An 18910-nucleotide genomic window follows, 5' to 3' on the forward strand; every position below is an offset into this window, starting at 1 on the left:
TAATGGAAGCAATTGTGTTGATTGGGTTTATGGGAGCAGGAAAGACAACAATAAGTAAAGAATTATCAGAGGCGTTATCCTACCAGCGAGTAGATATGGATGACGTGTTAGTGGATCGAATTGGACCGATCAATGTGTACTTTGAGGAGCACGGTGAACCTTCATTTAGAGTGCATGAAACAAACTTATTAAAAGAAGCGGTGCAACAGGCATCGGTCATTGCTACTGGTGGTGGTGTAATTATGCAAAAAGAAAATCAAGAGATCTTGGCAGATAAAATGGTGGTTTACTTGAAGACAGATCCGGATGTTTTAGTCGAACGAATTCGGCAAGACAAAGAAAATATCCGACCAAATGCCGCAAATAAGAACGACGGTGAAATTAAACATCTGTTTTTCTCGCGAGAAAAATTTTATGAAAAACTAGCAAAGGTAACTGTGGATACCTCTCATCGTTCGCCTGAAGAAATCGTCGCAGAAATTAGAGAAAAGGTTGGCGTGTGATGGATATTGGTTATTTGGGTCCTAAGGGGTCCTTCACTCATTCGGCTGCCAGCAGTTATTTTTCCAGCGGCAACTTGATCAGCTATGATTCATTGATGCAATTAATCGATGCCCGCATGAACAAGCAAATTGATTATGCGATGGTGCCGGTTGAAAATACGATTGAAGGATCGGTTTTACCCACCATCGACGGGATTTATCAAACCTTGCCGACGATTCAAGGGGAGCTGATTTTGCCAATTGCTCAGCAGCTGATGGTTCATAAAAACAATCAAGATCGTTGGCAGGAAGCGACGCTGATTAGCAGCCACCCGCAGGCACTAGCTCAGTCTCAGGTGTTCATTCACAAAAATCTGCCTCAAGCAGAGGTGGAACCAATGGCCTCTACTACCTTGGGGGCGAAAAAAGTGGCTGATCATCCGGAAGAAATTTACGCAGCAATCGGCTCGAAAATGGCAGCCGAGGAATATGATTTAGCAATTGTAAAAGAAGGCATCCAAACAGTAGCCAATAACGAAACCCGTTTTTGGCTATTAGGAGATGAGCCGATTGCGACAAATCTGATTTTTGTGGAACAAAAGGCGACGTTACTGATAGAGCTGCCAATGGATCGGCCAGGAGCCTTGTATCATATGCTAGGCATCTTCAGCAAAGCGGATCTCAATTTGTCCAAAATCGAGTCCCGTCCGCAAAAAACTAAGCTGGGAGAGTATTTCTTTATCATGGATATCGAGGTGCCCTCTGACAAAGCCGTGCTACAGACGGCCTTGGAACGACTTGAAAAACAAGCCTTTCCCTTTAACTTAATTGGAATTTATCCAACCTACCGAAAACCTTAGCATTACGTTAAGGTTTTCTTATTTTTTGTGAGTATAATAGAACAAAAGAGTATTCCTTTGCTATTTTTGTACTATCAACATCCAAGTAAAGAGGTGGATCAATGAGTCGAGTGGATCGTTATAAAAAAATCCATGAAGAAAGTAAAAAAACTGAGCGTAAAGCATCACTGGTTCGGCGGGAGATCAAAAAGCCCACACATGAGCAAGAGTCGCCTAATGATGAGTCAGTATTTACTCAAAATGCGTATGAAGAACCAGAATTCGAAGATAATTATTATGATGAACCAACGAAACAAAAGTCAAAGTTAAGATTTCCTGCGCTAAAAATACCTCGCTGGAAGCGGAAAGCAAAACGACAAGAAGTATATCCAAACAGGAAAAAACCTAAGAAAAAGCGTAGAGTTGGTCGGATTATACTTAAGATCATCGCCTTGTTACTGGTGTATTCTGCTGTAACATTTGGTATTGGAAATGTAGTAGCTCGCTCTGATTCTTCTATTCCCGACATCGAAACTCAGGAATTTAATGGAGTTGAGTCAGTTGACGGGACCAAAAACATTTTGCTCCTAGGTAGTGACACCCGCGATAATGAAACCGGACGAGCCGACTCTATGATGATTCTTCAGGTGGATGGCACTGGTAAAACGAAACTGGTTTCTTTTATGCGTGATATGTACGTGAACATTCCTGGTGTTGGTGAGAACAAACTAAATGCAGCTTATGCTTACGGTGGTGCCGATTTAGTCCGTCAGACGTTGAAGGAAAATTTTGGCGTCGATTGTCGCTATTATGCCATGGTTGACTTCCAATCCTTTGAAAAGGGCGTGGATGCGTTATTTCCAAGTGGCGTACCAATTGAGGCGGAAAAAGATATGAGTGCCTACATTGATGAACCAATCTCTCAAGGAATGCAACGAATGAATGGCCACACTTTATTAAACTATGCCCGCTTCAGGATGGATGAAGAAGGTGATTTTGGACGAGTAAGAAGGCAGCAACAAGTCATTCAAACGGTATTTAGCCAATTGAAGAATCCGTTAGTCTTATTACGGGGACCCTATGCAGCCGGTAAAATTTTTGGTTACTTGTCTACTGATATGGGAAATGGTTTTGTTCTAGCGAATACGTTTAATTTTGCTAAGACAGCAATGGGCATTGATCGTCTGACCTTGCCAGTGGATGGCTCGTGGTCTTATGGTGATACTTACAATGCAGGCAGTGTTTTATTCGTTGATTTTGCCCAAAATGCGCAGGCTGTTCAATCATTTTTAGCAAAATAACCGATTTTAGATTCCATTGGTCTGTAGAGTATGCTATATTTTATTTATTGCAAATTTTCAAGTGAAACGAGGAAATCATCATGAAACTAGCGATCGTGACAGATAGCTCAGCCTATCTAAATGAACGCATTAAGGACCATAAAGATTTATTTATTATCCCTATTCCTGTTGTAATTGACGGACAGCCCTTTGAAGAAGGGGTTAACATTCATGAAGATGAGTTTTATCGTTTGTTAAATCAAAGTCAAGAGTTCCCGACAACATCGCAACCAGTTTTAGGGGAAGTCATTTCCCTTTATCAGAAGATCCAAGCAAAGGGCTATGACACGATTTTGAGTATCCATCTATCAGAAGGTATTTCCGGCTTTGTCCGAACGCTTCATACGATTAAAGACGAAATTGACGGATTAACGATTGTTCCCTATGATTCGACTATCACTAGCCTGCCAATGGGTTACATGGTAGAAAAGGCATTAGAGCTTAAAGATGCTGGGAAAGAATTGCCAGAAATTATTGCGGGGGTAGATCGTGTTCGTGATACTACTAACGCCTATATCATCGTGGATGATTTAAACAATTTAGTTCGAGGTGGACGGCTAACAAATGGAGCGGCTATCATCGGCGGGCTTTTAAAAATCAAACCAATTTTGACCTTTACTGAAGGGAAGATCGTACTTTCTGAAAAGATTCGATCACTGAAAAAGGCGTTACAGCGGACAGAAGAAATTATCGGTCAGCATCGCCAGGATTCTGATGAAGAATTACGCTTGTACGTGATTCATGCCAATAATTTAGAGTTAGCCCAAGTTGAATATGAAAAACTGCGCCAGCTGTATCCGGATGCTGTGATTGAAATCGGCAGCTTTGGTCCGGTTATTGGGACTCATCTCGGCGATAAAGCAATTGCACTAGGTGTTTCTGGAATGTAACAAATGTACCACTAAGAATTTTGTTCTTAGTGGTCTTTTTTGTTTGTAAAATTGCTGAGGGTTCGCTATGCTTTAGTTGTTTAGTAATTTACTCATTTAGTAAAGGAGAAAATACTCATGAAAATTCCAACAAATTTAAAGCATAAACCGGTCTTTTTAGTAGAAAATTATGATCGAATCGATGGTTACAATGCTTGGGACAGTGATGCGAAAGGTTTAACTTTGGGCTTAGCTCAATGGAATGACCGGGGAAAAGTCGATATTTCTGGAAAGGTGTGGCGCCATACCGGTGAGAAATGGTCCCGTCAATCCGAAGAATTACCAATTAATCGAATCTTAGATTTGGCGATTTTAGTGGCTCAATCTAGTTTGTATTTACAAGATGCCTATCGATATGAAAAATTTTACGACCCTGAAAATCCGACAGTTGACATTATTGGACTGCAAGGCGGTCGCATGACGGTAGAAGTCGATACTGAAAATCCCATGATTGATGAGGATATTATTCTATTTAATGATACCATGAACAAAAACGGTGATCTGCTGGCAGAACGTTATCGTACTTTGAAACGCCTGTTAACAGATTTAGGTTACTAAGAAGGATGTGACATAGTATGACGGAAATAACAAATTATTCGGTTACCAAGAACCGTCATTTTTCTAAAGTTGAGCAGCAAATGATATGGCGTAAGCCTACCAGTCATCAGACGAGTCAGGAAGAATTAAGAATCGCCTCTGAGATCAAGCTGAATTGGAATGATCCAGAGATGAAGATTATGAATGTTTTACTAGAAGGCGATGCTGGTTCAGGAAAGACACAGCTGGCTCGGGCACTATCAGCTGATTTACAGCTTCCTTATACGAAGGTGACTTGTTTTGCGGATATGGATAAAACAGATGTATTTGGCGCATTACTACCAGTGGTTTCGGCCGATGACGAAGAAGACGGCGAACTGTTAGAGGCGATTTATCAGGCTGATTGCTTAGAAGGTGTGCTTGATTTGATCGCTCGTCATTACAGCATTAGTCAGGAAAAAGCACGGGAACGTTTCGCTGAACTAATTCAACGGGTCACTGATGACAACGATAACCGGCCGATCCAGTATAAATTTTATCCATCAGAAATTGTTCGTGCAATTGAAAAAGGCTATTTACTAGAAATTCAGGAGCCAACGGTTATTCGCGACGCTTCGGTTCTAGTTGCTTTAAACTCTGCTTTAGAAAACAATGGTATTTTGAACATTCCGACTGGTATTATTCGTCGTCATCCAGACTGTGTTGTGGTAATAACTACGAATCGGAATTATCAAGGAAACCGACCATTGAATGAATCATTACGTGACCGGGTACAGCATGCTGAGAAAATGGACTTGCCGTCTATTGAAGTGATGATGGAACGAGCGCAAGCAAAAACCGGTTTTACTGATGGACGCTATTTAGAAATTATGGCAAAAGTAATTCGCTTATTAGATGAAACAGCAAAAGCTAACGCAATTAAAGGGGTAGCTGGAATGCGCTCTTATTTCTTTTGGGTAAACAGCCTGAAGCAAGGACAAAATCCTTTAGAGAGTCTTTATCCTAAGGTATTGTATAAGCTGACAACTGATGAGAATGAATTGTCAATTTTAACTACTGCCTTAGATGACAGCAAGCTGTTAGTCGACCTTCAACAAGTAGAAAGCAAGGAAATCATTCAAAAGAATAAAGGACGAATTATCAGTGGGGAAGAAGCAGATAAACGAAATATTACCCAAGAGTCAGAACACACCACATTAAAAGGTGAAGCAATGGAAGAAGAAGCAACAAATTCTCCAGATAGCAAGTCAGAAGTGGAACAAGAACAGCCAACGCAAACAAAGAGTTCTCAAGTAAAAGAAATGGACGACACACAGCGAAATACCTCTGATGGTAAAAGTGACAGTGTGAAAATGTCTGAGGAAGAGAAACTCGGTTCCAATCTTTCCCTAGATGATATGGTCGAATGGGATAAGCAACAGCGCAAAGAACTAAACCGCAAAGCGCGCGCTGTGCTGGAGGATACGATCCATGCTAAAGAAGGGACGATTGTCCATCGACCAAAGATAACTACTAAAGCGATTGAAGACGGAAAAAAACTGACCCATCTGGTATTGCCTGAAGTAGAAAGTCTAAGTCGGGTGATCAACGATTTATTGGAAAAAGAAGAAAGTTCCGATTACTCCAGCGGGAAATACTATGGTTCCCGCTTCAATCCATCACGAGTGGCCTATGGTGATTTACGAAATTTTGACAAGAAGAATCCGCCGACCGAACAGCCATCTTTGGCTTTAGCTGTCCGAGTGGATGAATCTGGCTCAATGGTACGAGAGGATCGGATTGAAAAAGCGAAGCAAGCTGCGTTAGCACTGGGCTTATTTGCTGAGAAGACTAAGATTCCTTTCATGCTTTATGGTGATTCGGCGGATGTCAGTCAACGTGAAAAGACGTCATTATACTCTTATAAAGAGTTCAACGATCCCTTTGATTTTCTGGCGGCTAAAATCACTACTATGAAGCCGCGACAAAATAATCGGGACGGTGTTCCTTTGCGATTATTGGCAGATACACTTAGTTCCGAAACTGCAGATACTAAAATCATTCTGAATATTAGTGACGGACAACCCAAAGCTTTGCCAGATTACACTGCGAAAAAGGCACAAACAGATATCCAACAAGTGTTAGCTGATTACGAAAGAAAAGGTGTTATTTTTATCGCATGTACAATAGGAGAAGACAAAGAAGCTATTAAGAACATCTATGGAGAAGATCGTTTCGTAGACATTAGTGACTTAGCTACTATGCCGCAACAGTTGTTACAATTAATTGGTCGTTTTGTTTAACTTATTTAACATGCTACTGAGTCTTTTTCTACACAAACAGATTATTTGTAATCTCTTTCTTTCTTCGTTAGGCTATAACTAGGCTAAAAGAAAGGAAGATACAATATGACAAAGAAAATTGCAGTATTAGTCACTGATTTAGTGGAAGATGTCGAGTTAACTTCCCCAAAAGAAGCTTTAGAAAAAGATGGTAATGAAGTTGTTTTGATTGAAAAAGAAGCAGGTAAAGAAATTACAGGTAAACAAGGGAATACTTTTACCATTGATACAAGTATCGATGATGTAAAACCGGAAGATTTTGATGCGTTACTAATTCCAGGTGGTTTCTCACCTGACCAATTACGGGCAGATCAACGATTTGTAGACTTTGTGGCTTATTTCTTGGAAAACGATCGTCCGCTATTTGCCATTTGTCATGCCCCACAGTTGTTTATTCAAACAGGTCTAACAGAAGGTCGCACAATGACCGCTTATGACACGGTACGCCCAGATATTGCTTATGCAGGCGCCAATGTGAAGGATGAAGAAGTGGTTGTAGATAAGAACTTAGTTACTAGCCGGAATCCTGATGATATTCCAGCTTTTAACGAAAAAATTGTTGAAATTTTAAACGCGTAACGGATAATTCGAGACTCTGGGAATTTAAAAAATATTCGGAGTCTTTTTTGTTATTGAGACGACTTGATAATTAGGATAGAATTTAATTATCAAAGAAAATAGGAGGGCTACTCATGGATCGGCAACTAACCACTCGTATCTTTGAGGATGAAGATCGTTCACTAATGAAGACCTGGCTCTATCGTGATTATGTTCAGCGATGGCTAATTCATCCTGAAAATTGGCTTGCTGAAATTGACCAGCGCCATGAAAAATTTAGTTGGATACACCACTATATAGTGATGTTTGCTGATCAGTCAATTGGCTTTTGCCAATATTACGATTGCTACAAAGCAAAGGACTTAGGAGAATGGACACAGGTTCAGGAGCCTAATAAAGTTTTTAGTATAGATTATTTAATTGGTGAACCAGAATTCGTGGGTAAAGGTTATGGCAAACAAATCGTTAACCAGCTCATGCACACGATTCAACAAAATGAACCGGACGTTGAAACTATAATCGTCGAGCCAGATTCCCAAAACATTGCGTCTATTAAAGTCTTAGTAGCGAACGGTTTTATCTTTGATCAGCAGGACAGGTATTATTATAAACAACTATAAAACCCCCTCTTCAATAGTTGAAGGTGGGGTTCTTTTTACATTTAGTAATTTGCTCTCGGTCCGCCAATATATTTTGCTCGACTTCTTAATGCTGTTACATGAGCACCGCCTAATTCTTTAATAGAAGGACGGACTGGAACCTGCACGTGCTTTACATGCATACCGATAGAAGTATCGCCAATATCCACTCCAGCTTGAGCTATGATATGCTCAACCTCAACTGGATCAGTAAATTGTTCAAACGCTGCTACTGAACAAGAACCCCCAGCATGCAGAACAGGTTTCACATTTACGACTTCCCAATCCTTTTTCTCTGCCAATTCTCGTTCAACAACTAAGGCACGATTGATATGTTCACAGCCTTGAACTGCTAGATAAATATCTTTTGGATCTAGTAGTTCTTTCAAGGTTTCGATCACCCATTCACCGACTTCTTTGCTAGAGTTTTTACCGATCATCCCACCGACGATTTCACTGGTAGTACAACCTAAAACAAAAACATTGCCTGGTTTCAACTCAGCTTCTGCCAAAATATCATTTACGATAGTGGTTAAGGTTTCTTTTAATTCTGCTTTTTCCATAATCTAAAAACTTCCTTCTATTTAAATTGTACCCGGTGTACGATGCGTTGTAGCGCTTGATATAAGGGAACTGTTACGGCGATACCGAATAGATTTTGTATTAAATTCGTTGGTAATGAGGCTAACCCAGCTGGCCAACTATATAGAAAAGAGGTTGCCAAAGCGTATCCTACGATCATAAATAAGCTCGCTGCAGTAAAACCAGCAAACATACCAGCCCGTGATGACATCCGTTGATAAATAGACCCAAGGATAAGTCCTTGAACGCCATGAATAATGATGGAAAAAAGGGCCCATTCAGGATAACCGGATATTAAATCGATCAGACCACCGCTCATCGCACCAACAAACAAGCCACCCACAGGTCCAAATAATAGTGATGAAGTATAAATACCCACTTCACATAATGTCACAAATCCTCTAGTAGCTGGAACCGGGAAAATAAACATAAGGGACAGCGTCACCGTTAAGGCGATCATCATTGCTAAAGTAGTTAAGGTTTTTATTTTCATTTTATTCCTCCTTAAAAAAGACATATTCAATGTTCACTATACAAAAGTTACAGGATGATCATCTATCACGATCCTCTTGGTACCAAACGTTTCCTTCGCCGTTTTTTAACATAATACCTTGTTGAATGGCCTGATAAACATACTCTTTACTTAGTTCAATGGCTTCAAGAGGCGTTTTACCCAAAACCAAATTAGATGCAATCGCAGAAGCGAAAGTACAGCCAGCACCATTAATAGTTTTTGCTTCTAATTTAGGCATGCGAAAGACTTCGAAGGTTTTTCCATCATAATAAAGATCAATCGCTTGTGTACCCAATAAGCGCTGCCCACCTTTAATTACAACTGCTGTTTGTCCTGCTTGGTGAATCACTTGGGCTGCTTTTTTCATGCTAGCTTCATCAGTAATTTCGATTTGACTTAACAGTTCGGCTTCTTTTAAGTTGGGTGTAACCAAATCTACCAATGGAAATAGTTCTTGCATCAACAGATGACGATATTCTGATTGATAAACTTCCGTGGTTTCCTTAAAGGCTAAAACCGGATCTAAAACGATCGGCACTGCTTGTTTTACTAAAAAATCCTTAATGACCTGAATCGATTCTGGACGATGGATCAATCCGATTTTTATCCCAGATAAATCGACAACATCTAAAATCGTCTGTAATTGCTGCTTTAAAAGGTTAGCAGATAAATCTTGAATGACAAATTCATCTTCCTCTACTACGGCAATACAAGTGATAGCTGTTAATCCAAATAATTGATAATGTTCAAAAGTTTTTAAATCAGCCTGTAGCCCACCGCCAGCTAAGGTGTCCGATCCTGCAATTGTTAAAATTGTTTTTGCCATAACGACCTCCTTATGTTTTCTTATTATAATACGCGTTATAAAAATAAAAACAGCCAATTGGTTGTTTTGTTGCTCATCCAATTTTTAAAGTGTAAACAGTTGTCTGAATGGTCAGAATAGGTTAGCATAAAGAAAAAGAAGGAGGAATTACGTATGAAAGTATTTATTGCGGGAGCTACTGGGCGTGTTGCCCAAGCTTTGATTGAACGTTTGGTTGAAAAAGGACATTTTGTCTATGCTGGGGCACGAAGAGAAAATGAAATTCCTGAAAGTGACCAAGTAAAACCTGTTCATTTGGATTTACATGGAGATGTTGCCAGTTTAGCTAAAACATTGGGAGATGCAGAGGCTATTTACTTCGTGGCAGGTTCACGGGGAAAAGATTTACTGCAAACCGATTTGTATGGTTCTGTAAAATTGATGCAGGCAGCCGAACAAGAAGGGATTGCCCGCTATATTCAACTAAGCTCATTATTTGCATTAGTTCCTGAAAACTGGAGCGACAGCATCACGAACTATAACATTGCCAAATTCTTCTCAGATTCTTGGTTGATCGATAATACTGATTTGGATTATACGATTTTGCAACCAGGCAACTTAAAAGAAGAAGCCGGCAGTGGAAAAATTACTACAAAGATTGAAAAACGTAGTGAGAACTCCATCGAAAACGTAGCAACTGTGCTAGCAGAAGTTCTTGAAAGACCTAACACCTATCAAAAGGTTATTATGATGGGCGATGGAGATACACCAATTGACGAAGCTCTTTCTAAAATTTAAAAAAATGCTGCAGACCAAGTTGAGGTCTGCAGCATTTTTATTAGTCATAATATTGAATTTCAGCTTGCTGTTTGTCAAAATCTAATAACAGCTGGAAGCCTTTAGCCTCATTATCCTGATCCCAGATTTCGACAAAATGAGGCATAATTTCAATCAGTATCTCACTGTCTTTATGCGGATAAGCATTGTAGCTTTTATCCCAGTATTTTTTATATAGCTCTTGGAAAACTTGTCCAGGTTCATCTACCACTAATCCGTGATTTACCGCTTTACCTTCGATTTGCACACCCCAATAGCAGATAGCAACATTCGGATTTTCTAACAGCTGCTTAGTTTTACGAAAGTTTTTGTCAGTTTTAAATAATAGGCGACCTTCGTGAATAATCACGCTGACATTCCGAACGGTTACATGATCGTTTAGACTAGTAGCTAAAGCCATAATCCTTTTCTTACCCAGTTTTTCATATAATTGAATGGTTGCCGTTTCCCAATCCATCAGCTAAACTCCCGTCTTAGAAAAAGTGAACGTAAGCGATCTAAGGATAAGTAAACGATACTGGTACATACACCAAACTTAATCAGATTGAAGGGAACAATGCCGATTAAGACCAATTTCCAAACGCTGTCCACAAAAGGATTAACCGCTTGGGTCATGGCAATGACTGCTTCCATTGACAATCCATATAATGTCGCATAAAACGGAATGATGAAGTATACATTAGAGATGCAGGCGACAACGATTGCACAAAGCGTTCCCACCATCATACCGCTGAGCGCTTGGCGCTTAGTAGTAGCCCGTTTGTATATGAACCATGACGGGAGGATGAAGCTAGCACTCAAAATAAAGTTTTGAATTTCGCCAGTGAACATGGAGCTGGTTCCTGATGTTGCTAATTTTATCAGCAACTTGATGAGTACAATGAACAGACCTGAGACTGGTCCTAATAGGAAGGTTCCAATCATTTCCGGCACACCCGCTAAGTCAAAATCCATAAATGGCGGCATAAAAGGTAGTGGAAATCTGAACATCATGAGTAGATAAGCGATGGCACCTAAGATAGCAGTTAATACGAGTTTTCTTGCAGTGAATTTCATTCTTGTCACACCTTTCTTGAACATAAAAAAGAACCTTACAACAAATTCGCAAGGCACAGCAAGTAGAAAAAAGGTGCTTGAATAAACCAACAATTAAACTGGTCACTAAACACGCCTATTTTTCTTCTTCCATCCAGACTGTACTGTCGGTCTCAGAATTACACTGAGTCAACCTTAAAAAAGGCTCGCGGACTATTACCGCCGGTCGGGAATTTAACCCTGCCCTGAAGAACTATTGTGTTCATTTTCACATAGACTTTTCGTAAATGCAAGCCTTTTTTTAATTTTTTTCTTATCAATAACCCGATATTTTATCATTAAATACTAAAAAAAGTAGTAGAAGATGTGATAAACTAGACGAAACAACGATTTACATTGAAAATATCTTATAGATGAAATGTGGTGATTCCCATCATAAAAAAATCAAAAGCCATCAACTATTACATAAGAGAAAAAGGATTGACTAAAACCCAAGCAGAATATCGCTGGCAAAAAACTCATCAGCAGTATGAAGAACTTGAGGCTTTGTTCTTAGCTATTTATGAAGCTTCAACTATCTCTTTTAATGAAAAACCGCAAAAACTAAAAGCTTTAGCGCTATATCAAGGGATCAGCTTTACCTTGATTTTTGTTGTGCCTTTTATATTAGTTACAACATCTAATGGTCAGAGAACGGAATTGTTTTATGCGGTAATATTTATTTTGTTGGTTTCAAATCTTTGGCTCACTGCCACTATCAATCAAAAGAAAACTGAAGAACTACAGATTAGAAAAGCAGAGGCATTGATGCGGAACAACCAAGAGATCAAAAACAAACTAAGAAGAATTCAGCAACTAGAGTTAGCAATGTATCACCAAAAGCCAGAGATTTTGTCAACCATCAAAAAAATGCAACCACACGATTACAAAATGGAGGAGAAATTGCGTGAAAAAGAAACTCTCAGAAATGAGTCTGGAGGAACTCTGGCAGTTATTTCCCATCGAGCTAAACGAATCAAAAAGCGTGTGGCAGACGTATTATCAAGAAATCGCTGATCAGTTGAAAAAATGGTTACCTAAATCAGCGGTTGTCCGTATTTCTCATATAGGCAGTACAGCAATTAATGACATCAAAGCCAAAAATATTGTGGACGTTCTAATTGAAATGAGCGGTGGGACTGATTTAGCAGCCATAGCGCAACTATTGGAGACAAAAGGTTGCATTATAATGTCTACTACAAAATCACGCGTTTCTCTAAATCGGGGCTATACGCCAGAGGGATTTGCAGAAAAGGTATATCACATTCATTTACGCTTTGACGGAGATAATGATGAACTGTATTTTCGGGATTATTTAAATCAATATCCTGAAATTGCTAAGGAGTATGAATCATTAAAAGAAAAGTTAGCCGTAGAATTTAGAAATGACCGAGACCAATACACTTTACAAAAAAGTTCATTTGTCGAAGAAAAGACTAAAAAAGCGAAAGAGCTATACGGAGTGAGATACTAGAATGAAACAAGCGGTGGACAGTGCACTAGTATTGAAGATGCGTAATCGAAAAGAAGAATTAAGTGAGGCTGAAATCAGAGATCTTTTGAACCAGTCAAAGGTTATTAATGGCATCTTGCTGGAAAAATTTCGTGTAGATAAATTTACTGGTGTCCGCAAACTAGCTTTTATGTTGCTGAAATTATCAGACGACACAGAAAGGTGAGCTTTGTACTTGGCAGGGGTGTGATTTTGGAGGCTGTATTGGTGATTCTCCTTGTTATGATGGGTTAGTGAAGTCCATGAAAGCTCTGTCTGAATATAAAGCAACATATGGTATAACTGTTATGAGTATAAGCTTAAAAGAGGGTTAGATTATATTTTAGAGCATCGTGTGTGCTATCATGCAAACAATGATGAAATGCTTTATCCTGATTTAGTGAAGCTGTTCTATCCATATCCATACCGAACGAATGTGATTGAAACCTTGCATTTACTGAAACAAGAGGGCTATTGGACAGATTCACGGACGGAGATGGCTAAACAGCTGATACTGAGTAAACGAAAAAACAAGGGTTATATGCCAGAAAAGATTTTCATGAAAAGTTCTTGGTATCCTTTTGACCAATTGAAGCAGTGTGGTCCTTGGTTAACGGATGAAATTGAGCGGCTTTTTGCTGAGACTTTCCTGTACTAGGGGGAGTCTTTTTGTTGATAGCCAGATTAGGGTTATCGTTAGGAAAATGAGAAATAGGATGATAGAATTATCATAAAGGGAGGAAATTGGATGCAAGATGATTGGTTAATGCGGCAATTACAAATTGTTCCTAAGCAATTGCCAACAATTAAGCAAACTAATAATGATCCGCTAATTGATGTAGAAGATATACTAACAGGCGAAAAGCGTTCGGTTTCGTTAACGCAGTATATGCATGAGAATGTTTTACTTCGGAATATTTGTGAGGCGGAGGATGTCTTTTTTGCCCATCTTCATGAGTTAACGAGTCATCAAATTACATCCATTTCTTCTTGGTTCTATCAAAAGCTGGCTGGCATCCCCGAGACCGAGCTGATTCAAGCGAATTTCTCAATGGAAGAGGTTCACCAAGGAAAAGATGAAATCCGACGCCTTTTGAGACAGCGAACCGACTGATACTTTAAAAAGTGTGGTGGAAGTATGACAAATTTAGCAAAAGATATCATGCGCTGGCTGGAGCATCCAGCATGCGAACAGGGGCGTCCTGCCGATCAAGCAGCTTACTACGATAAGTTGTGGAATGATTTAATTCTGGAAATTCAGCGTATTGAAGGATGTGAAGCACCGATGGATTACGAAGCTGATTTTGCTCGAATGGCCCAGTATTCTGGTCCACTTTATCGGATTCATCGTGAATTTGAGCAGGAATATCCTTATGGTGTGTTAGAAAATACTTCCTTTGTATCCTGGACCAAGCAAAAAGACTTTATGGATTTTTCTTGGTTGGAAAAGGGGAAAAAAGTTCTGCTGATTGAAGGAAAGGCAGAATTTCCAGATATCGGTATTGATTTAGTAGGGATTAAAAAGTGGGCGAATAAATACGATCACCCTTTGTCCTTCAATCAATTTGAAGCAGAGCAAGAGGTTGTGTTTCCGTTGATGTTTGAAACTATTGTCGATATGAAGATCAAAGAGATAGCTTGAGGCACTTAATGGCCCAGGCTATTTTTTTGTTTCGCAGGAGTTATTGATGAAAGTACTATTCCATGGTGATATGTCAGAAGGAGTTTGGTAAACTAGTTATAAAGAAGGAACTGGAGGTGAAGTATGAGTGACCGAGTGAAAAGTGGAGGGATACCGCTTATCTGGATAATGACTTATCTTCTTTTCTTTGCGTTCTCTGTAGGCTTTTTATGGAATAGTGGCATGCTACTCGGCGTTTCGGAAGTGGGCAGCAACAATTTTTTCATCAAGGCTGCAAGTGATTTTATCGTCAATATCCTGTGGGCACTGCTATTTATTGGATTAGTTTACCGAAAAAATCACAGATTGGCTGATATAGGACTAACAAAAGAATCTCCTAAACTAGTTATCGGTCTAATAATTATCTATATCGGAATGTTTCTTCTAATCCAGGATTTTTCAATTCGTGGTTTTTACCAAGCCTATTTTTATTTATTTGTAGTCGCTTTTGGTGAAGAGATCATCTTTCGCGGCTTCCTGTTTAAACAGCTGGAAAAAGTTACTAGTATGTGGCCAGCGATTATTATAAGTGGAGCAATCTTTGGCTTTATGCATGCGATTTTACCATCTATTGTGAGTGGTGATACTTTTTCGCAATTCTTAGTCAAGAGCATGAATGAACTAGGCGGCACGGGGATACTAGGCAGTTTGTTTTATATCTTTCTTTACAAGAAAAGCGGAAATTTGTGGGTAGCAATCCTAGTACATGGGATATTGGATTATTCGCGATTTTTGTAGTCACCCTGAGGAGGGATCGATGATGATGAAACTGTTAGCTAGAATAAAAAGATTTTTCTTTGAGGAAAAGAAGAGCGATTCAGTGGTGAAGACACCCGGCAACCAATTACATGCCAATGCGGAGATTACTAACAAGTTGAAGAAGCTGGATCGTGAAGATAAGAAGCGAAAATAACATAATAGATTCTCAAGCAATAAGAAGTAAATATATCGCATATAAAATAATATAGAACCCAACAAAATATAGCAACAGAAATTAAAAGTTGCTTCGTTTTTCAAGAAATTTATACTCATTCTATTCGTTTTTTGCTAGTATAAAGGGAGTTCTAGGGGTGTTTTGTTAGGTAATACTGCTTGCCTAAGGAGACCAAATTTGATTACAATCATCAGCAAACAAGATTTTCATAAAAGCGGCTTGGCATTTTCCGATTATTTTGAAGAAGAGTTGTTTGAGTATTTTATCCAACAAGACGGGTTTATGGAATACAATCCAGTTGACCAGTGGATGTATAGCAAAAAAGGAGAGCGCATCTTCTCCGTTGAGTAATACCAGGAGTCAGCGCGCTCTTATTTAGCTTGCTTTTTGACTTGCTCCAGCAGCTTAGTCAAATCTGTTCGGTCCCATAGTTCGACGTTCAGTTTCTTCGCCAGCTGTTTCGCTGATTCAGTAAAATAGCTGTTAGTTACAACAACTGCTTTGTCAAGAGAGTAGTAGCCAATCCCAGCATGCACTTCCTGTACTGCTTTATTGCCAACTTTCTTTTTCCAGCGTTTACACTGAATTCCCAGCTTTACATCGTCTTTTCGTGCAATGATATCGATTCCTTGATCACCGTAAGCCTGGGTGACTTTGGGTTTAATATAACCGGCCTTTTCCAGCAGAAAAGCCATATATTCCTCAAATTCGATGCCTTTCATCTGATCAATATTGGCCAGCTCAGCTTTCGAAAAACGTTTAAGCTTGCTGAAGTAAGGATAGAGTTCAGCAACTACTCCTAATAGGATTAGAACTACACCAAAATACATATAATTTACTGACATCGAAAAGTAGTAGTGGAAAATAATCAGTAGGATACCGAAGAAGACGATGGAGAAGTTGTCCTTTTTCAAATGGTTGATTCCTTTCTGAAATGAAATTTCTTTAATTATACCATGTAAAATAAGAGGAGAGACCTCTAACATAGACCGTTAATGACTAAATAGCGGTCGTTTATGAAGAAAGCAACAACATTTTTTTAGTGCTATCATAAGAGGAGGGGTGAGTGTGATAGAAAAAAATAGTAGACGTTCTATTGACACAAGAAGATTTAAGAACCGGCGAAAGGCTGGAAGTAACCGTTCGCGGGAAAACTAGTGTACCGAATCTAAAAACTGTAGGAGCAATCGTAGTGATCATCAGTGCGATTGGTAATCAATTCGATAGTAAAGACGATTCCAAAAAAATAGTTGTATGGTTAAAAGCAGCTGTAACTAATTTGGAGACTTCAAAGTATAGAATATAAAAAGTGAATTTTTTCACATATATTAAGAAATTTTTGATCAGCCTGTAAGTATTTTAATTAGAACTTTGTTGAAGTCATTTCGATTTGTGCTGGATAGAAATTTATTTTTTGTATCTGGCTTTAAGTTGTTTCAGCAGTCAGTAAATTGAACTACTAAAGAAAATTTCTAGACTGATAAATAATTAGTCGAGGAAAATTTATGAGAGAAAAATTCTAAGTGGGTTTAGAATAAAAAATCGTAACTTTGAATAGAAAATAGACAAATTTGTACAATAAGACGTCAAGATCGTATAAATAGCTGTGAAATGCCATATACAAGATATGTTGGACTTTACCATTTGATAAGCATCACTGATTAACTAAAACTTTGTATGTAACTTTGTATAATGTATATTATGTAAACTAAAACAAAAAATTTAAAATCCTTGTCTTAAATCAGCTAATCCCAACTTTATACTTATTCCAGTTGGTTTTTGCAGTTATTTCGATAAATTTCTGTTTTTTAGCAACTATTCTTGCTTTTACTGCTCATTTTATCTTTTGTTTACTTCACGAACTTTCTTTTCTATTCTGCAAACTTGCGAAAAAAACTACTAAGAAATTGTTTGTTGCTGTAATTTCTTGGTAGTTTTTCATTTTATTTCGTTTTTAGTTCCTGACCGTCTATTTTAACTGTTTCAACAGCTTCAAACTTATCTAGTTCATCTAAGCCAAATTGCCATTCAAAATAATCGTTTTCCTGTTGGTATTCATTGGCTTCAACTAAAAGTTCTTTTGTTATTCCGTCCTTAAATACTAGCTCGATCTTACAATCGTTTAGATGTCCGATATGATCAAAGCTTAATGAAATTGGCGACAAACAAACGTTTTTTAGTTGAACTTTTCGATCGTTGAGTTGTATGGATTGATCAGGTAGATTTTCAGTTGGCAGCTCTTGTGGTTCCTGTAATTGGATGGCCCATTGACCTTTTTGGTAAACTTGCGATTCAAAGCCTTCAGCAAACACATCGTAATTGTTCAGCTCATTTTCTGGAACATCGAATATATGTTCGTAATAATCTGAGCGTCCTGTTTTATTATCATGTGTGCCGGCATCTACGCTGTAAGAAGCGATTTCACTCACCACTTGTCCAGTCTGGCGATTTTTCAGGCTAATAAAAGTTGCTGAATCGATGGTATTGAGTTCTTTTGTTTGTAAATGCAGTAATCCGTCCTTGAAGCCTAATGCTGAAATGGCTGCATACTTGCCTAACTCTATCGGATTTGCTGCTGGCTCTAAGTATGTGTTAGCAAGCTCATCGAACTTCAGATTCAGTCGCTTCATAGCTTTGGGATCATACCCTCCTCCCAATCCTTCATTTACCGGACGTTTTTGCCAAGCTTCAGTCTGGGGAATTTTATTCCAATTTACGGTATAGGTTTCTTGGAAGTCCTGTTTCTTACTTGTAAAGCTTTCTAATAGATAGCCAGGTTTAATCTTGTCACCAAAATCAACTGCTTGGGTAATGATCGTCGCAGTTTTGCTGGTTTCATCGTAATCAACCACGCGGCTGTTGCCGCCGTTGAGCATTTGCCAGCTGGAAATTTGGGTATCTTCAGACAAACGATCACTTGTCAGATCAGTAAGCTGTGCGACAAAGTAAGTGGTATTTCCGTCCTTAAAAGACCCGACTGCTTTCAGGCGAAGTCCTTGATCCTCTACTCCTTGGTCCAGACGATCCGAATTAGCCAGCAACATTTCCGTTGGGGTGCCAAAGTGCTTTTGGTAAATCAAGGTTAACTCGTCACGAAAAGTAAAAGCCGTCAGCAACAATATACTGGCCGCTGCTATACTAACTGCTGCAATTCCTCGATTGAACCGCCGTTTTCTAGGTTTCACCAGTTTTTTATCTGCAAATTTTTCTTTGATATTTTGAGCATTGTGTTCTGTATAAGGAATCTCTGAATAGTTCAAAAATTCGTCCAGCTGTTGGTCAGTCAAGTGTTCAAAGGGATGTTTTTCGATTTTTTTACTCATAGGTATTCACCTCATTTATAAACT

General features: G+C 38.9%; 26 protein-coding genes and 1 riboswitch. Of the genes, 19 read left to right on the forward strand and 7 right to left on the reverse strand.

The annotated features are described in order from the left end of the window. Positions 1-2: 2 nt before the first annotated feature. The 8 genes from IGI42_RS01525 to IGI42_RS01560 all read left to right on the forward strand — a co-directional run bounded on the left by IGI42_RS01525 (position 3) and on the right by IGI42_RS01560 (position 7626). Entirely contained in the window at positions 3-503 is a 501-nt protein-coding gene (locus IGI42_RS01525) for a shikimate kinase (RefSeq protein WP_438713841.1), read from the forward strand. Further along, on the forward strand, positions 503-1342 hold the full coding sequence (pheA, locus tag IGI42_RS01530; RefSeq protein ID WP_438713843.1) for a prephenate dehydratase: 840 nt from the start codon (positions 503-505) through the stop codon (positions 1340-1342). The genes IGI42_RS01525 and pheA overlap by 1 nt, the downstream gene beginning before the upstream one ends. A 101-nt stretch (positions 1343-1443) precedes the next feature. Continuing rightward, positions 1444-2622 (forward strand): LCP family protein, encoded by a 1179-nt coding sequence (locus IGI42_RS01535; RefSeq protein WP_438713844.1) that lies wholly within the window; start codon positions 1444-1446, stop codon positions 2620-2622. An 80-nt stretch (positions 2623-2702) separates the two neighbouring features. Continuing rightward, complete coding sequence (locus tag IGI42_RS01540) at positions 2703-3551, forward strand: DegV family protein (protein ID WP_438713845.1); 849 nt, start codon at positions 2703-2705, stop codon at positions 3549-3551. Between the two features lie 117 nt (positions 3552-3668). Next, positions 3669-4148: a DUF6530 family protein gene (locus IGI42_RS01545; protein ID WP_207674195.1), complete on the forward strand. Its 480-nt coding sequence runs from the start codon at positions 3669-3671 to the stop codon at positions 4146-4148. A 17-nt stretch (positions 4149-4165) separates the two neighbouring features. Continuing rightward, complete coding sequence (locus IGI42_RS01550) at positions 4166-6409, forward strand: AAA family ATPase (RefSeq protein ID WP_438713846.1); 2244 nt, start codon at positions 4166-4168, stop codon at positions 6407-6409. Positions 6410-6514: 105 nt separating this feature from the next. Continuing rightward, on the forward strand, positions 6515-7027 hold the full coding sequence (locus IGI42_RS01555) for a type 1 glutamine amidotransferase domain-containing protein (protein ID WP_438713848.1): 513 nt from the start codon (positions 6515-6517) through the stop codon (positions 7025-7027). Positions 7028-7140: 113 nt separating this feature from the next. Next, positions 7141-7626 carry a GNAT family N-acetyltransferase gene (locus tag IGI42_RS01560; protein ID WP_438713849.1) on the forward strand — a complete coding sequence of 162 codons (486 nt, stop codon included), beginning with the start codon at positions 7141-7143 and terminating at the stop codon, positions 7624-7626. Between the two features lie 41 nt (positions 7627-7667). Here the strand turns inward: IGI42_RS01560 and IGI42_RS01565 are convergent, their stop codons facing one another. The 3 genes from IGI42_RS01565 to IGI42_RS01575 are packed head-to-tail and all read right to left on the reverse strand — an operon-like array spanning position 7668 to position 9566. Beyond that, positions 7668-8207 (reverse strand): TIGR01440 family protein, encoded by a 540-nt coding sequence (locus IGI42_RS01565; protein ID WP_438713850.1) that lies wholly within the window; start codon positions 8205-8207, stop codon positions 7668-7670. A gap of 17 nt (positions 8208-8224) precedes the next feature. Beyond that, positions 8225-8719 (reverse strand): ECF transporter S component, encoded by a 495-nt coding sequence (locus IGI42_RS01570; RefSeq protein WP_438713852.1) that lies wholly within the window; start codon positions 8717-8719, stop codon positions 8225-8227. Positions 8720-8777: 58 nt separating this feature from the next. Then, positions 8778-9566, reverse strand: a complete 789-nt coding sequence (locus IGI42_RS01575; protein ID WP_438713853.1) for a bifunctional hydroxymethylpyrimidine kinase/phosphomethylpyrimidine kinase — start codon at positions 9564-9566, stop codon at positions 8778-8780. Positions 9567-9719: 153 nt separating this feature from the next. Between IGI42_RS01575 and IGI42_RS01580 the strand changes: the two genes are divergently transcribed. Further along, entirely contained in the window at positions 9720-10343 is a 624-nt protein-coding gene (locus IGI42_RS01580; RefSeq protein WP_438713854.1) for an NAD(P)H-binding protein, read from the forward strand. A 40-nt stretch (positions 10344-10383) separates the two neighbouring features. On the opposite strand, the gene IGI42_RS01585 is transcribed toward IGI42_RS01580, so the two are convergent. Further along, positions 10384-10839, reverse strand: a complete 456-nt coding sequence (locus IGI42_RS01585) for a pyridoxamine 5'-phosphate oxidase family protein (protein ID WP_438713855.1) — start codon at positions 10837-10839, stop codon at positions 10384-10386. Then, on the reverse strand, positions 10839-11438 hold the full coding sequence (locus IGI42_RS01590) for an ECF transporter S component (protein WP_438713857.1): 600 nt from the start codon (positions 11436-11438) through the stop codon (positions 10839-10841). The genes IGI42_RS01585 and IGI42_RS01590 overlap by 1 nt, the downstream gene beginning before the upstream one ends. Positions 11439-11555: 117 nt before the next feature. Beyond that, positions 11556-11674, reverse strand: a riboswitch (FMN riboswitch). A 223-nt stretch (positions 11675-11897) separates the two neighbouring features. Between IGI42_RS01590 and IGI42_RS01595 the strand changes: the two genes are divergently transcribed. From IGI42_RS01595 to IGI42_RS01635, 9 genes are all read left to right on the forward strand, one after another. Next, positions 11898-12473, forward strand: a complete 576-nt coding sequence (locus IGI42_RS01595; RefSeq protein WP_438713858.1) for a hypothetical protein — start codon at positions 11898-11900, stop codon at positions 12471-12473. Next, positions 12364-12930: a GrpB family protein gene (locus tag IGI42_RS01600; RefSeq protein WP_438713859.1), complete on the forward strand. Its 567-nt coding sequence runs from the start codon at positions 12364-12366 to the stop codon at positions 12928-12930. The genes IGI42_RS01595 and IGI42_RS01600 overlap by 110 nt, the downstream gene beginning before the upstream one ends. 1 nt (position 12931) lies before the next feature. Further along, positions 12932-13135 carry a hypothetical protein gene (locus IGI42_RS01605; RefSeq protein ID WP_438713861.1) on the forward strand — a complete coding sequence of 68 codons (204 nt, stop codon included), beginning with the start codon at positions 12932-12934 and terminating at the stop codon, positions 13133-13135. A 168-nt stretch (positions 13136-13303) separates the two neighbouring features. After that, positions 13304-13606 (forward strand): hypothetical protein, encoded by a 303-nt coding sequence (locus IGI42_RS01610; RefSeq protein WP_438713862.1) that lies wholly within the window; start codon positions 13304-13306, stop codon positions 13604-13606. 90 nt (positions 13607-13696) lie between these two features. Beyond that, a complete protein-coding gene (locus IGI42_RS01615; RefSeq protein ID WP_438713863.1) occupies positions 13697-14062 on the forward strand; it encodes a DUF6483 family protein in 366 nt (121 codons plus the stop codon). Positions 14063-14086: 24 nt separating this feature from the next. Continuing rightward, a complete protein-coding gene (locus tag IGI42_RS01620) occupies positions 14087-14590 on the forward strand; it encodes a hypothetical protein (protein ID WP_438713864.1) in 504 nt (167 codons plus the stop codon). 123 nt (positions 14591-14713) lie between these two features. Beyond that, positions 14714-15367: a lysostaphin resistance A-like protein gene (locus IGI42_RS01625; RefSeq protein WP_438713865.1), complete on the forward strand. Its 654-nt coding sequence runs from the start codon at positions 14714-14716 to the stop codon at positions 15365-15367. 19 nt (positions 15368-15386) lie between these two features. Further along, positions 15387-15542, forward strand: coding sequence for a hypothetical protein (locus tag IGI42_RS01630; RefSeq protein WP_438713866.1), 156 nt, complete (start codon positions 15387-15389; stop codon positions 15540-15542). Positions 15543-15740: 198 nt separating this feature from the next. Next, on the forward strand, positions 15741-15914 hold the full coding sequence (locus IGI42_RS01635) for a hypothetical protein (protein WP_438713867.1): 174 nt from the start codon (positions 15741-15743) through the stop codon (positions 15912-15914). A gap of 20 nt (positions 15915-15934) precedes the next feature. Here the strand turns inward: IGI42_RS01635 and IGI42_RS01640 are convergent, their stop codons facing one another. Next, positions 15935-16477, reverse strand: a complete 543-nt coding sequence (locus tag IGI42_RS01640; RefSeq protein ID WP_438713869.1) for a restriction endonuclease — start codon at positions 16475-16477, stop codon at positions 15935-15937. Positions 16478-16659: 182 nt separating this feature from the next. On the opposite strand from IGI42_RS01640, the gene IGI42_RS01645 reads away from it, so the two are divergent. Continuing rightward, positions 16660-16869, forward strand: a complete 210-nt coding sequence (locus IGI42_RS01645) for a hypothetical protein (RefSeq protein ID WP_438713870.1) — start codon at positions 16660-16662, stop codon at positions 16867-16869. 637 nt (positions 16870-17506) lie between these two features. Here IGI42_RS01645 and IGI42_RS01650 read toward each other — a convergent pair. After that, entirely contained in the window at positions 17507-18886 is a 1380-nt protein-coding gene (locus IGI42_RS01650) for a hypothetical protein (protein ID WP_438713871.1), read from the reverse strand. Positions 18887-18910 lie beyond the last annotated feature (24 nt).

Origin of the sequence: Enterococcus sp. AZ109 (assembly GCF_051714625.1) — a bacterium.
Lineage (GTDB): Bacteria > Bacillota > Bacilli > Lactobacillales > Enterococcaceae > Enterococcus_A.